The sequence below is a fragment of the Aeromonas sp. 75A genome (assembly GCF_051919425.1).
Taxonomy (GTDB): domain Bacteria; phylum Pseudomonadota; class Gammaproteobacteria; order Enterobacterales; family Aeromonadaceae; genus Aeromonas; species Aeromonas veronii.
On the sequence record NZ_JBQBES010000002.1, the window covers coordinates 3,955,851 to 3,970,137 of the forward strand.

13 protein-coding genes are annotated in these 14,287 nt (G+C 57.8%); 8 read left to right on the forward strand and 5 right to left on the reverse strand.

The window, feature by feature from the left end; genetic code table 11:
* Window positions 1-31: 31 nt before the first annotated feature.
* Genes ACTG2T_RS18380 through ACTG2T_RS18390 form a run of 3 tightly spaced genes read right to left on the reverse strand, consistent with a single transcriptional unit; the run spans window position 32 to window position 2,487 of the window.
* The gene (locus tag ACTG2T_RS18380) at window positions 32-463 is read right to left on the reverse strand and encodes a PAS domain-containing protein (RefSeq protein WP_042081919.1); all 432 of its coding nucleotides are present in this window, start codon (window positions 461-463) and stop codon (window positions 32-34) included.
* Between the two features lie 8 nt (window positions 464-471).
* A complete protein-coding gene (locus tag ACTG2T_RS18385; protein ID WP_043851470.1) occupies window positions 472-1,494 on the reverse strand; it encodes a response regulator in 1,023 nt (340 codons plus the stop codon).
* A gap of 54 nt (window positions 1,495-1,548) precedes the next feature.
* Window positions 1,549-2,487, reverse strand: coding sequence for a LysR family transcriptional regulator (locus ACTG2T_RS18390; RefSeq protein WP_005337171.1), 939 nt, complete (start codon window positions 2,485-2,487; stop codon window positions 1,549-1,551).
* 861 nt (window positions 2,488-3,348) lie between these two features.
* Between ACTG2T_RS18390 and ACTG2T_RS18395 the strand changes: the two genes are divergently transcribed.
* The 5 genes from ACTG2T_RS18395 (at window position 3,349) to ACTG2T_RS18415 (ending at window position 9,311) form a co-directional block, all read left to right on the forward strand.
* The gene (locus ACTG2T_RS18395; protein WP_013723827.1) at window positions 3,349-5,301 is read left to right on the forward strand and encodes a putative bifunctional diguanylate cyclase/phosphodiesterase; all 1,953 of its coding nucleotides are present in this window, start codon (window positions 3,349-3,351) and stop codon (window positions 5,299-5,301) included.
* Between the two features lie 143 nt (window positions 5,302-5,444).
* The gene (locus ACTG2T_RS18400) at window positions 5,445-7,010 is read left to right on the forward strand and encodes an AbgT family transporter (RefSeq protein WP_040069319.1); all 1,566 of its coding nucleotides are present in this window, start codon (window positions 5,445-5,447) and stop codon (window positions 7,008-7,010) included.
* A 71-nt stretch (window positions 7,011-7,081) separates the two neighbouring features.
* On the forward strand, window positions 7,082-7,807 hold the full coding sequence (nfsA, locus tag ACTG2T_RS18405; protein WP_005351148.1) for an oxygen-insensitive NADPH nitroreductase: 726 nt from the start codon (window positions 7,082-7,084) through the stop codon (window positions 7,805-7,807).
* Window positions 7,808-7,998: 191 nt separating this feature from the next.
* Entirely contained in the window at window positions 7,999-8,763 is a 765-nt protein-coding gene (locus ACTG2T_RS18410; RefSeq protein ID WP_005337161.1) for a hypothetical protein, read from the forward strand.
* On the forward strand, window positions 8,757-9,311 hold the full coding sequence (locus ACTG2T_RS18415) for a VOC family protein (protein ID WP_330124536.1): 555 nt from the start codon (window positions 8,757-8,759) through the stop codon (window positions 9,309-9,311). Before ACTG2T_RS18410 ends, ACTG2T_RS18415 begins: the two co-directional genes overlap by 7 nt.
* 145 nt (window positions 9,312-9,456) lie before the next feature.
* Here the strand turns inward: ACTG2T_RS18415 and ACTG2T_RS18420 are convergent, their stop codons facing one another.
* Entirely contained in the window at window positions 9,457-10,680 is a 1,224-nt protein-coding gene (locus tag ACTG2T_RS18420) for an MFS transporter (protein WP_330124537.1), read from the reverse strand.
* Between the two features lie 95 nt (window positions 10,681-10,775).
* Between ACTG2T_RS18420 and ACTG2T_RS18425 the strand changes: the two genes are divergently transcribed.
* Complete coding sequence (locus ACTG2T_RS18425; RefSeq protein ID WP_005351154.1) at window positions 10,776-11,651, forward strand: LysR family transcriptional regulator; 876 nt, start codon at window positions 10,776-10,778, stop codon at window positions 11,649-11,651.
* A gap of 63 nt (window positions 11,652-11,714) precedes the next feature.
* Window positions 11,715-12,671, forward strand: a complete 957-nt coding sequence (locus ACTG2T_RS18430) for a LysR substrate-binding domain-containing protein (RefSeq protein ID WP_330124538.1) — start codon at window positions 11,715-11,717, stop codon at window positions 12,669-12,671.
* 81 nt (window positions 12,672-12,752) lie between these two features.
* Here ACTG2T_RS18430 and ribA read toward each other — a convergent pair whose 3' ends face one another.
* Window positions 12,753-13,346 carry a GTP cyclohydrolase II gene (ribA, locus tag ACTG2T_RS18435; RefSeq protein WP_167567461.1) on the reverse strand — a complete coding sequence of 198 codons (594 nt, stop codon included), beginning with the start codon at window positions 13,344-13,346 and terminating at the stop codon, window positions 12,753-12,755.
* A 248-nt stretch (window positions 13,347-13,594) separates the two neighbouring features.
* Between ribA and cmk the strand changes: the two genes are divergently transcribed.
* Complete coding sequence (gene cmk, locus ACTG2T_RS18440; protein ID WP_019444698.1) at window positions 13,595-14,287, forward strand: (d)CMP kinase; 693 nt, start codon at window positions 13,595-13,597, stop codon at window positions 14,285-14,287.

Below are 14,287 nucleotides of genomic sequence, written 5' to 3' on the forward strand. Positions count from 1 at the left end.
GCCGCGGCGCCCTCTGTTATTTGCAGCCAGCTCAAGCCTGTCGCTGGCCGCTCATCAGCATGGCCTCATCGGTGGCATCGTAGATCATCACCGCGATATGGGTCACCTGACCGCCGAAATCGGCCAGTGGCACCAGCGTCAGGTTCTGGAACATGTGGGGGGCCGAGCCGGTAATGGGGCGATAGTTGGAGAAACGCAGCAGATAGGGTTTCTGCTCCCAGGTGCTGAAGGCGCGGTTATTGAGCTTGAAGACCATGTTGGCCTTGCGCTCGAACCAGGCTTTGTCCACATCGGGGAAGAGCTCGAACAGCACGCCGTCACGCACGTCACTGGCCAGTCGGCCGCTGTGGCTCTCCATAAAACCGTTCCACACCTGTACCTTGTACTCCTTGTCGAGCACTACCAGGCCTACGTCCAGGTTCTGGACTATGTTCATCAGCCAATGAAATTCACGGATTTCCATAGTCACTCCTAGAGCATGTGCATGATTTTGTTGTTCATGGTGGCGATGGAATCTTCGGTAAACAGCAGCAGCAGATCACACTGCACCGCATAATCCTGGATCCGGTAGTTGATCTCGATGGCGAGCGTGCGGCGCCAGCGACTCTTGTTGGTGTTGATCAGCTCGTTGATGGGTCTGTGTTGGCCGAGCACCACCGGGTGGCCCTGACTGAAGGGGGTGTCGAGCTGGTTGGCGTAGCCGCGTAGGAAGGCACCGATCAGCACGTTGGCGGTATCCATCAGCAGCTCTAGCTCGGCAGTGCGATCCAGCGTTCCCTGATGGTTCATCAGCTTGGCCAAATCTTTAAAGCTGGAGTCATGGAACAAGATCAGCGCTTCGCCGGCGATCCCCGCTCCGATAAAGCCCTGACAGACGGCGGAGAGGGTATCCGAATCAGCAGCGGCAGAGAGGGCCATATGCAGCTCTGATACTTCCAGCACGTTGACATTGGGGATCGGCAATACCACGAAGGCGTTGAGCAGCCGGGCCAGCAGGTCGGCTGCCTGGCCCATGGAGACGTTGGCCAGCTCCTGATAGACGTCGCGGATTTCCGGAGTGATCTTGACGCCTGCATCGGCGACGACGCCACCGGTTGGCGCCGCAGCTGTTGCGGCTGTGTTGCCTGGCTCTGCGCTCCAGAAACCGTGCTGTTTGAGCAGGGCAAGCAGGGTTTCGGGGGCCGCGGGTTTCTTGATGAAATCGAGTGCGCCCAGCCCCATCACCCGTTGATAGGCCTCTGGCTGGATATCCCCGGAGACCACGATCACCTTGTTGCGCAGACCCTCCCGTTGGAGGGTCTCCAGCACGCCGTAACCGTCCATCTCCGGCATGGTCAGATCGAGGAAGATGAGATCGCCATGACCCATCAGCACCTGTTCGATCCCTTCGAGACCATTGGCTGCGTAGTGCAAATCGACTTTCCAGTCGGCCGGGAGCGCCCGCGCCAGCTGTTTGCGGGCGAACCCGGAGTCATCACATATCAATACATTCATGGCGTTAGGCAGGCTCTGTTGGCAAGGGATGCTATAAGTGTGGCCCGCTAACGGTCAGATGCAATGGGTGAGGCTATCACCTTGTGAAAATTGGTTGTCCCACTGCCGATTGCGATAGCGTGCTGAGTATTTTTCAACAAATTCAACGAACATCTTAACACGCAACGGAGCGAACTGGTGCTGGCAACACAACATGTAGAAGGGGCGATTGCCGGTTTGCCAGTCGGTCAGTACCGGCACCAGCTGCTCGTCATGGAGGAAGCTGCTCAGATAGTGCAGCGGGGCGTTGACGATCCCCAGATGACGTCGGGCTGCGCGTACCGCGGCCTGGGTCTGGTTGACGGTCAGTTTGGCGCTGCGTTTGATGCAGACGCTCTGGCCATCCTTGTCGGTCAGCTGCCAGTGCTGGTGAGGCCAGCAGTAGATCAGATCGTGCTCTTCCAGCTGGTTGGGATGGGAGGGGGTGCCCTTTTTGGTCAAATAGAGTGGTGAGGCAAACAGACCGTACTCGATATGGCCGAGACAGATCGCATTGGGCAGCGACTGGGGCAGCTCACCGTTGAAGAACACCAGATCCCGATCATTGTCGAACAGGTGCTGGTGATCATTGGTCTGGGTGATATCGAACTGTACCTCGGGATAGTGCAGCCCGAATTCGGCCAGCATATCGATGAGGATGGTGTTGGAGAGTGCGATCGGCGCAGCTATCCGGATAAGCCCGGTGATATCGGCCTCTTGACCCTGGATCTCGCTGGTGGCCTGCTCGATTTGTGCGAGTGGCGTGCAGAGACGTTCGTAGTATCTGAGGCCATCATCGGTAAGGCGGAGCTTGCGGGTAGAGCGATGTAGCAGGGAGCAACCCAGTTGCTCTTCCAGCTGGGAAATGCGTCGACTGATGGTGCCTGTTGGCATGCCCAGTGCGGCTGCAGCGTGGGAGAATCCTCCCTCTTGCACCACCTTGACGAACAGGTAGAACTCTTCGATGTGCTTCATAAACGCTGTTCTGGGTGTAACAAGGGGGCAACCATAAAAAGAGCGTTCCGGGTTGGCAAGGGTAATTCAGCGTTTAATTGATCTGGATTCGATTTCTGTTGATACCAGTTCTCCACCCGCCCGTCATCACAGTTTCCCCGAGCTGGTGATTATTTCGGCACGATGCCAAATGGTGCTGCGGCAGAGATGTTTGCCATATTTCCTGATTTGTTCCGCTATAACCGCGGGCGAAGGCCGATATTGCAATCTGATGGAAGGAATCTGGGTTGCTCTGCGTACTCAGCCGGGGTGGTTTGCCATCTACAGCCAATGTGATGCAGATCATATATTCGGGTTTTGCTCATTGCCTGTTGAAAAATGAATTTGGGGTATATCAATTCCGCCTTAGTGAACTATTTTTGTCCGTTTTGGCGTTTTTTTGGCTGTTTATCCATCCGCTTGGTTAATTAATGGAAGCTTTGTGACAGAGAGTGATGACTATTTCCACCATTGATTTAAATGTTAATAACAAATTTATCGCAGCAAATATGCAATTGCTCTTTCAAGGTCTCGAGTGGATAGCTCTTAGTGCTTGTTTTTACTGGGGAAAAAAGTTAAAAATCGACTATATGATTTGCCTGGATTAACAGGGTCCTTGGCTGAGTCCTTTGTAGTATTGCCGTACAGGCTGCCCTGTTGTTGATATCTGAAATAGTTTTGTCCGCTCTTGGCTATGTGAAAAGGGATAATGGCCGAGAGGTATTTGCACCTTGCATTCTGCAGCTAGCGGTTTGCCAGATCTGTTTTCCGGTTAACCAGTGACCATCCAGCATGAATGACCTTGACCAGATGAATACGCTTGACGAACGGTTACTGAAGACGATGGATGTTCTGCATACCCCGATCTGGGTTTATGACATCGAGCATCACCATATTTTCTGGGCAAACAGCGCCGCGCTCTCCGTGTGGGAGGCGACGTCACTCGACGAACTCTGCTCCCGCGACTTCTCTGCCGATATGGCAACCGCCATCGATCTGCTGCTGCAGCGCTATCTGGGTGATTTTCAGCAGGGGCGCAGTTACAACGAGTGGTGGACCCTCTCCCCAAAGGGGGTCAAGAAGCAGATCTATCTGCGCCTCTCCGGTATTCAACTGGCAGGCCGGCTGATGATGATGACCGAAGCGGTGCTCGACTCCGATACCCTCTATCAGGAGTCCTCGCTGGCAACCGGCGATACCCTTGCCTGCCTGTTCGATAGCCACGGTGTGTTCGAGAGCGGCAACTATCACTTCGAAATGTGTTTCGGCCACCAGATCGCCAAGCTCTCCCAGGTTTTCTCCGGCAATGATGACAGCTTCTACCAGAAGCTCTCCCGTCTCGATGAAGTGGTGACCGAGGGGGAGTGCCGTACCCTCAAGGGGATGCGCTGGTTCCAGTATCAGTTCCGCTATATCCAGCAGGGGGCCCGCATTCTGCTCACCATGCGGGATATTACCGATCGCAAGCTCGAGGAGCTGGAGCATCGCCACCTCGCCTGGCACGACTCCCTGACCGGCCTGCTCAATCGGTATGGCTTGATGAAATCCCTTGAGGCATATTGCGGGCTGGGGGAGCGTTTTGCGCTGGTGTTCATGGATCTGGACAACTTCAAGCTGGTCAACGACAACTACGGCCACAAGGCGGGAGATCGCCTGCTGGAGCGGGTCGCCGGTCGCCTCAAACAGATTTGCCCGCGGGATGTGGAGCTGGCTCGCCTCGGTGGCGATGAATTCACAGCACTGGTGCCGCTGGGCAATCAGGGGGATCGGGCGCAAGAGGTGGCCGATCAGATGCTCTCCCAGATGACCAAGCCGCTGCAACTGAGCGGGCTGCCGGAGGTGACCATCGGTGGCAGTATCGGTATAGCCATCTATCCCGATGATGCGGATGACGGGGACAACCTTATCACCCGTGCCGATATGGCCATGTATCAGGCCAAGCAGATGGGGCGGCTGCGCTGGCAGCGTTTCACCCCCAGCATGCAGCAGACCCTGCAGCGCAAGCTCAATCTCAAACAGTTTCTGGCCAAGGCCATCGGCCGTCAGGAGCTGAGCCTCTGTTACCAGCCGCAGGTCGATGCCGCCAAACGGCGTCTGATCGGTTACGAGGCGCTGCTGCGCTGGTACAACCCGGTGCTCGGCCATGTCTCGCCGGTGGAATTTATCCCGTTGGCCGAAGAGATGGGGCTGATCCGCGAGATCGGCAGCTGGGTGCTCTCCACCGCGCTGGCACAGGTCGCCAGCTGGCAGAAGCGCTTCCATCAGCGGGTGCCGGTCTCCGTCAACCTCTCCGGTTTCCAGCTCTCGTCGGCGCTGCCCGGGCAAGTTCGCCAGCAGCTGGAGCTGCACGGGGTGGATGCCTCCCTGTTGACGCTGGAGCTGACCGAAACCGTGCTGATGCTCGATATGAAGGGGTGCCTCGGCATTCTCGACGATTTGAGCGAGCAGGGGATCAAGATTGCCATCGACGATTTCGGTACCGGCTACTCCTCGCTGGCCTATCTCAACCGGTTGCCGATCAACAACATCAAGCTGGATCGCTCCTTCGTGGTCGGTCTCAACTTGCCGGTGATCCGGGCGACTGCGGCCATGGCCACCAATCTGGGGTTGGGGATCATGGCGGAAGGGGTGGAGGAGCCTCACGAGCTGGCCGCCCTGCAGACCCAGGGGTGCCATGTGTTCCAGGGATATCTGTTCAGCAAGCCGCTGACGGTGGCGCAAGTCGAGGCGAGCGGTTTTGTGGTGGAGTGCCAGGTTGGGCGTTATCCACTGCTAGATGCCGTGATGGCAGAGTAACAAGTGTGCGTTAGGCCACAACTTGGAATTTTATTCCGCAATATTTAATCAAAATTAATCATTCTTTTGCGATCGGTCATGAGACGGATTGGCTGGAATTGCTAGCATGCGACCTCGTTTCTAGGGAAAGGAGTATCGCAATAATGAGTCATGCTGCTGTCAATGACCGTCCAGCCAGCCCTCCCAAAGGTTGGCTGAACCGTTTCCTCAATGGCGTCGAGAAAGCCGGGAACAAATTACCCGACCCCGCCATGCTGTTCCTCTACGCCTTGTTGATCGTCTGGGTCGGCTCCTGGGTGTTGTCACAATTCCAGTTTGATCTGGTCAATCCCCGTACCGGGGAGGCGGTAGTGGTCAACAACCTGCTGACCGGTGCCGGTCTGGCCGAGTTTCTCTCCACCATGGTGACCACCTTTACCGGCTTTGCCCCGCTGGGGATCGTGCTGGTGGCCATGCTCGGGGTCGGGGTGGCCGAGCAGTCCGGTTTTATCAATACCGGTCTGAAAAAGTTGCTGAAAGTGACGCCTGCCCGTTTTCTCACTCCCATGCTGATCCTGGTGGCGATCGTCAGCCACACCGCCGCAGATGCGGGTTATGTGCTGGTGATCCCCATCGGTGGCATCATCTTCCACGCTGCCGGACGCCATCCGCTGGCGGGGATCGCCGCTGCCTTTGCCGGTGTCTCCGGCGGTTTTGCCGCCAACTTCCTGCCCTCCGGCGGGGATGCGCTGCTGCAGGGTTTTACCCAGTCCGCCGCTCAGTTGCTCGATCCTGACTACATGGTCAACACCCTGTGCAACATCATCTTTACCGGTGCCTCTTCGTTGCTGATCATCTGCGTCGGCTGGTTCGTCACCGAAAAGGTGGTGGAGCCGCGCCTCAAGCACGTGGCGCTCAACGAGGATCTGGAGAGTGCCGACGAGATGGGGCGCTACAGCGCGCAAGAGAGCCGGGCCTTCAACTGGGCCGGGTTTGCCATGCTGGCGGCTATCGTGCTGCTGGCGCTGGCGCTCTCCCCGAGCGATTCACCGCTGCGTGCTGCCGATGGCTCCCTGACCACCTTCGCCGCGCCGGTGATGAAGTCCATAGTGCCGCTCATCTTCCTGCTCTTTATCCTGCCCGGGATTGTCTACGGCTTTGTCGCAGGCAGCTTCAAGAGTGGCAAGGATGTGATCGATGCCATGTCGGCCACCATGAACAAGATGGGCTCCTACATGGTGATGGCCTTCTTCTGCGCGCTCTTTATCAAGGCGTTTGGTGACTCCAATCTGGGTACCCTGCTGGCCCTCTCCGGTGCCGAAGTGCTCCATGCGCTGGCGCTGCCCGGTGAGGTGACTATCGTCGGGATGATCCTGCTCACCGCCACCGTCAATCTGGTAGTCGGCTCGGCCTCCGCCAAGTGGGCGCTGATCAGCCCGATCCTGGTACCCATGTTGATGGCGGTGGGGATCTCCCCCGAGCTGACCCAGGCGGCCTATCGGGTCGGGGATTCTGCTTCCAATATCATCACCCCGCTGATGGTCTTCTTCCCGCTGGTGGTGGTCTATTGCCAGCAGTATGTGAAGAGCACCGGGATCGGTACTCTGGTCTCCATGATGCTGCCCTACTCGCTGGCCTTCCTGGTGAGCTGGACGATTTTCCTGCTGCTCTACTGGGCGCTAGGCTTCCCGCTCGGGTTGCAAGCCCCTTACGTCTATCCGGCCCCTTAAGCTGGGTGTGCGAGGGAGCCTTGGGCTCCCTCGTTTTTTTCGCTATGGTGTTACCTCATTTTGGAGGTGCCATGAATCAGACCATCGATCTTATCCTTTCCCATCGCTCCATTCGTCAGTTCACTGCCGAGCCGATCGCCCCGCAGCAGCTGGATGCCATTCTCGCCGCCGCCCAGTCCGCCTCAACCTCGAGCTTTTTGCAGGTGACCAGTATTGTGCGAGTCTGCGAGCCCGAGGCGCGTCAGCAGTTGGCAATGCTGGCGGGCAATCAACCCTATGTGGTGCAGGCGGCCGAGTTTCTGGTGTTCTGCGCCGATTACCACCGCCACACCCAGATCGTGCCCGAGGCCCAGACCGGCTATGCGGAGCAGTTGCTGATCGGAGCCATCGACGGCGCCCTGATGGCGCAAAACGCCTTGCTGGCGGCGCAGTCGCTGGGGCTGGGCGGGGTCTATATCGGCGGCATTCGCAACCATCCGGCCGAGGTGAGCGAACTGCTCGGCTTGCCCCATCAGGTGATCCCGCTGTTTGGCCTCTGCCTTGGTCATCCTGCCCAGCAGCCGGAACAGAAACCCCGTCTGCCCAGGGGATTGGTTGTGCATCAGGAGCGCTACCAGCACGAGCTGGATCGCGACCTGCTGGCCCGGTACGATCAGCAGATCGCGGACTACTATCAGGCCCGCAGCAGCAACAACAAGCAGCAGACCTGGAGCGGCCAGATCCGCGCCATTCTGGGCAAGGAGTCCCGCCCTTTCATGCTGGGATTCCTGCAATCGCGGGGCTTTAACCTTAAGTAATGGCGCTGATGGGCGATACTATGGGGAGGTGACCGTCATGGTCATCATCCCCTGATCCTGCAATCTCTCCCTGAGACCGGGGGCACAGCTTGGTGACAAATCGTGGGCAAGGGGGGATCTGCAGGCTACCTTAAGTGGGTAAGCTGTTGTAGGATCACGCAATTGGATAGGAACAGGGGTTTGGACATCCTATGATTTTAACTTTGGTATTGCTGTCTATTGGCGCACTCCTGTTTTTGGTTATCGCCTATAACGTGGTGCAGCAATATAAGCAGAAGGCAGAGGCGGACAAGCGTCACGCCGTTGCCAGACACAAGACGGTGGCTGACGAGACCGAAGAGGTGTTGCTGAACGTCAATCTGGTGCCTTTCTCCAAGAACATGGTGTTGCTGTTGCAGCACCGGATCCTCGATGCCTATCGCGCCATCGCCCAGGTGATGCCGAACAATCAGATCAAGCAGCGCATCGTTGATGTGCAGACCCAGATCAAGAATGTGCAGGAGAACTACAGCGTGCAGGATGAGGGGCAGTTCAAGACCCCGGAGTCCGATCGTCAGGCGATCCAGATGCTGCAGCTGGTCAAGAAGATGCGGGCCGTGCTGCGGGTCGAGCACAACAAGGGCAAGATTGACCCTCAGGGGTTTGCCCAGGAAGAGCGCCGCCTCGAGCTGATGCAGCTCAAGATCAACATCTCCAATCTGGTCAAGCGGGCGATGGATGCCCGCATTCAGGGCCAATATGGCACTTGCCGCCAGCTCTATACCAAGGGACTCTCTGCCATGGCGAGCGTGGGCGACAAGGATCCCTATCTGCTGGCCCGTGAAGAAGATATGCGTCAGGGGCTCAAGGAGCTTGAAGAGCTGCAGCAGCAAAATAGCGCGCAGGATCTGCAAAACATCAAGGACAAGGAAGCCGACGAGCTCGATGTCCTGTTTCAACCCAAGAAGAAATGGTAAGCATGTCCCATCCACTCGATTCCACACTGGGGCCAATGGCCCCATTTGTTTCTCAGCTGTTGGCCGAACTGGCCGCCACTGGCGTCACCATTTCCCGGCCAACGGTAGATCACCTCTGTTATCGGGCGGCTACCCTGCAGGAGTACCGCGCACTATGTGCTGTGCTGGCTGAGGCGGGCTCCTTGCTGGTGGAGGGTATGATTGGCGGACGTCCCATCGCCACCTATCAGTTGCATCAGCCTCTGTTGGCTGGTGAGGTACAGGTACCCTGTATCGAGCTGGCTGCACCGAAACCAGGTCGCGTCCATCAGGCGGGGCTGGAACATATCGAGCTGGTGGTTACTTCACTGCAAGATCTGGTAGCGCGCTATCCCGAGCTGCCATTCAAAACTGGCAAAATGCAGGATACCCGCAACCCCGATATTGGCCTGATGTTGCCTTCCGGCCAGATCAAGTTTCACCTGCGCCCGCTGGCTGAGATGATCGCCGAAGAGGTGGCGACCGACGCTGTGGTCGCGGTGCCTGCGGATTATTTCGATCAGGAGTGATCCTGCGCTCAATGCGGTGCGAGCCTGACAGGCTCTTGAATAACGCAGCAAAAGGGGTCACCGGTGTGACCCCTTTTGTTATCTGGCGGTGCTGGGTTGCGAGATCGCCATCTGCTTGTGGGTGACCCTGTTTGCGCTGAGCCCGTTACCCGTGTCGGTGGGGTTGCTGGGCGGGCAGTGGCGATTGGCTTCGCTGCTTGAGACGGCCGAGCCAGAGGCTCAAGCCCGCCGTCAGGATGAGGACCAGTTCAATTCCTATGACCAGACCGCCCAGCTCACCCTGCTCCCAGAAGGGGTGCAGGTAAAGTCCCCCCAGACTGGCTCCCAGATAGTAGGCCACCAGATAGAGGGAGGAGGCGAGGGCGCGGTTGTGTTCGACATGATGACCGACCCAGGCACTGGCGCAGGCGTGTGCCAGGAAAAAGCCGAAGCTGGAGACCAGCAAGCCGCTCAGGATCCCGAGCAGACTGCCCTGCAGCAGCCACAGACTGCCGATAGCCATCAGCGCGATCCCCACTAGCAGCATGCGTTGTGCCCCCCAGCGGTTGGCAAAGCGGCCGCTCAAGGAGGAGGCTACAGTCCCCGAGAGATAGGTGAGAAACAGCATGCCGAGCCACTGGGTGGGCAGGGAGAAGGGGGGCTTGGCCAGCAAGAAGGTGAGGTAGCTGAACTGGTTCAGAAACACCATAAAGTTGAGGCCGCCAATCAGATAGGCCCCTACCAGCAAGGGATTGGTCAGGTGTTGTTGCAAGGCGCGAGCAAATTGGCCGCGAACGGGGGCGCTCGCCACAAAGCGGGTCTGATGGGGCAGCAGCCAGAAGACCAGCGGCAGCAGTGACAGGCTGATCACACCAATCCCCAGAAAGGTATGCTGCCAGTCGCCAAACCAGCCCGCCAACAGACCGCCGACCACCCGACCGGCAATGCCACCGAGGGAGTTGGCGGCAATATAGACCCCCACCGCCGAGAGGAGCGCCCGTTTGCTGAACTCTTCCCCCATATAGGCAATCGCGGTCGCGGGCAGTCCTGCCAGCAGCGCGCCCTGCAGGATGCGTAGCAGCAGCAGGGTGCCAAACTGCTCAACCATCGGGATCAACAGTGAGAGCAGGATCGCCAGGGTGAGGGTACCCAGCATGACCTGCCGACGGCCATGGCGATCAGCCAGTCTGGCGCAGATCAGCAGGGAGGCGGCGAGGCCTGCAGTGCATCCTGCCAGGGTCCAGCTGGCCGAGAGGGAGTTGACCGAGAAGACCTCGGCAATCAGGGGTAACAGGGGATGGGTCTGGTAGAGGTTCAGAAACACCAGAAAAGAGCCCAGGCTGAGGGCCAGGGTTGCACGTATCCACTCGCGACTTCCAACTTCAATCATTGCGTATTGTCCTGACTACTTTTGGTCAGGGTAGAGTCCTTACGGTTATAAATATAATATATTTAAGTTATCTATCTCATAAGATGAATTGATACATGGATCTGAAACAGCTCACCTATCTGCTGGCGGTCAGGGATGCCGGCTCATTTACCAAGGCAGCCAACAGTCTGCATGTGGCACAACCGGCCATCAGCATGGCCATCGCCAAGCTGGAGCAGCAGCTCGAATTGCGGCTGTTTGATCGACAGGACCGGGCGGTACGGCTCACCCCGGAGGGAGAGGTGCTCTGTCGCCATGCCGAGCGCTTGTTGCTGCAGATGCATCAGGCCGAGGCCGAGATGGCCGAGCTCAAGGGGTTGGAGCGGGGGGAGGTGCGGATCGGGATCCCCTACATGATGGGCTCCTACTATTTCCCCCCTCGTCTGATGGCCTTCAAGCATCGCTATCCCGGCCTCAAGATCCGGGTCGAAGAGGCCGGCACCCGTGAGCTGCTCAGCCGGATGGTGGATGGCTCCCTCGATCTGGCCATTCTCATCACCAGTGATCTGCCTCCCGCCATCGAGGGAGCGCATCTGCTGAGCGAAGAGATGTTGATGGTGGTGGGGGACGATCACCCCTTGCGTGGCGCATCGGCCGTCACCCTCTCGCAGTTCTTTGCTCAGGAGTTGGCGCTGTTTCGCCGTGGTTTTTACCACCGAGAGCATATGGAGGCGCTAGCCCAGAGCCTGGGCGTTGAACCCGATATCGCCTTCGAGAGCAATCTTATCCCTCTGCTCAAGGCGGTGGTGCGGCAAGGTTTTGCGGTGACCACCTTCTTGCGGATGGTGCTGGAAGAGGAGCCGGATCTGAGTGGCGTGCCCTTTGACCCGCCCATCTATCTCGATCTCTGTGTGGCGTGGCGGCGGGGCGATCCGCTCTCCATGGCCAATCGTGCCTTGCGTGATTTCCTACTCAAGGAGCGCCCGGCCTGATGGCGGCGGGCCATTGCTGAAAGTTTGTTACTATTAATGGTGGGTTCGCTTGAGGGCTACACCATGAAATTGCAGCAATTGCGCTATATCGTCGAGGTGGCGAACCACAGGCTGAATCTGTCGGCCACCGCCGAGAGCCTCTTTACCTCCCAGCCCGGGATCAGCAAACAGGTGCGGATGCTGGAGGATGAGCTGGGGATCCAGATCTTCGAGCGCAGCGGCAAACACTTGACCCAAATCACCCCCATAGGTCGGGATGTGATCAAAGTGGCCGCGGAGGTGCTGGACAAGGTGGCCACCATCAAGGTAATGGCCAGGCAGCATGTGCATCCGGAGCAGGGAACCCTCACCATTGCCGCTACTCATCTGCAAGCCCGTTATATTCTGCCCGCCATCCTCAAGGGTTTTATGGCCCGCTTTCCCAAAGTAGCCGTAACTGTGATGCAGGGGAGTGCGGCGCAGTGCCGCGTAGCCGTGCATGATGGCGCTGCCGATCTGCTGCTGGCGGATGAACCGGAGGAGGGGAGCGATCTGCTCATGCTCCCCTCTTTTCAGTGGCAACGGGGCTTGGTGCTGCCCAAGGATCATCCGTTGGCCAAAGCAACATCGCTGACCCCGGCCGAGCTGGTGGAGTTTGCATTGGTGACCGATGGAAGGGCGCTCTCTGCTGCACATGGCACTGATTGTGCTCATGCCGAGAGCCGGATCGCCTGCTGTGCGAGCGACAGCGATGTGCTCAAGACCTATGTCAGACAAGGGATGGGCATCGGGGTGATGGCAACTTTTGCCTGGGAGCCCCAGCGCGATGGGGATCTGGTGCTCAAAACGGCGCCCTGGCTACCAGGCGGTGTAGCCGCTATCGGGTTGCGCAGAGGGGCATTTTTATGCGGCTATCTCTACGATCTGATTGAACGTCTCGCGCCGCAATTGACCCGCGAGCGGGTCGAACAATACAGTGCTGCCCGCACTGGCGAAGAGCTTGAAGCTCTGCTGGCCAATCTGACCGTACCACAGAGATAGCTAGGGTTGATGTGTGGTCGTTCCAAGAAAAACGCCTCCGATTGAGAGGCGTTTGACTATCTGGTATTCGTCAATGCAGGCTCATTTCTTCAGCATATGATCCAGCTTGTTGGCCTTGGTCGACAGATAGAACTCGTTGTGGGGATTGCGTCCTTCCTGCAACGGAACCCGTTCGGTCACCGGAATACCGAAGGATTCCATCGCTTTCATCTTGCGCGGGTTGTTGGTCATCAGTTTGAGAGACTTGACTTCAAGCTGCTTGAGCATGTCGGCGCAGATGGTGTAATCGCGCATATCGGCGGCAAAACCAAGGGCCACGTTGGCCTCCACGGTATCGGCACCCTGATCCTGCAGGTGATAGGCGCGGATCTTGTTGAGCAAGCCGATGCCACGGCCCTCTTGACGCACATACAGCAACACGCCACGACCGGCTTTGGCGATATTCTCCATGGCCGCCTGCAACTGGAAACCGCAGTCACAACGCAGGCTGAACAGGGCGTCGCCGGTCAGGCACTCTGAGTGGATCCGGCCCAGCACGGGCTCGTCACCTGTAATGTCGCCCATCACCAGTGCGGCGTGATCTTTGCCTGTGCCGGTTTCCTGAAAACCTACCAGCGTGAAGGTGCCCCAGGGGGTTGGCAATTTGGATTTGGCCACGAGGGTAACGCTGCTCATAGGTTGCTCCTTACTACTAACGGCTCAAAAAAGGGGGCCAGTTTAGCGCGCCTTGTCAGGAACGACCATAAGAACAAGTCCCTGCATTGCTTAATGAAATCTCCAAATGAGATACAAGCACAGCCGTCCGTCGGGGTTTTGGCCCTTTGTGCGGATTGATGACTGCCAGGCTCACCACATTCGGGTATAATCGGCGCCCATTAACCCACCCCTTCGGGATGGGAGCAACACAGTGCAGGAGAGAAGTTATGCCTCAGATGGCCCCCGTAATGACAATTGATGGCCCCAGTGGTGCAGGTAAAGGCACCTTGTGTCAGCTGCTTGCTGAGAAGCTGGGTTGGCACTTGCTGGACTCGGGCGCCATCTATCGGGTGTTGTCCCTGGCCGCCCTGCATCACGATGTAGAGCTGGACAGTGAAGCCTCACTGGTGCCTCTGGCTGCCAATCTGGATGTGCAATTTCAGGTAGAAGGCGATCTGGTCAAGGTGATCCTGGAAGGGGAAGATGTCTCCCGCACCATTCGCACCGAAGAAGTGGGTAATGCTGCCAGTAAAATCGCCGCCTTCCCCCGTGTGCGCGAAGCCTTGCTGCGCCGTCAGCGTGCATTTCGTCAGGCACCGGGTCTGATTGCCGATGGTCGTGACATGGGTACCGTAGTTTTTCCCGAGGCCGAGGTGAAGATTTTCCTCGACGCCAGTGCCGAAGAACGGGCCCAGCGTCGCTATAAGCAGTTGCAAGATAAGGGCTTTGATGTTAACTTTGAGCGTCTTTTAACCGAGATTCGGGAACGTGACGATCGTGACAGAAATCGCGCTACTGCACCCCTGAAACCGGCAGAAGATGCTCTGGTGGTAGACTCTACCGCCATGACCATAGATGAAGTGCTGGCAACAGTACTCGCCTATGCAGAGCAACAACTTGGTGATGCCAGCGCAAGCTGA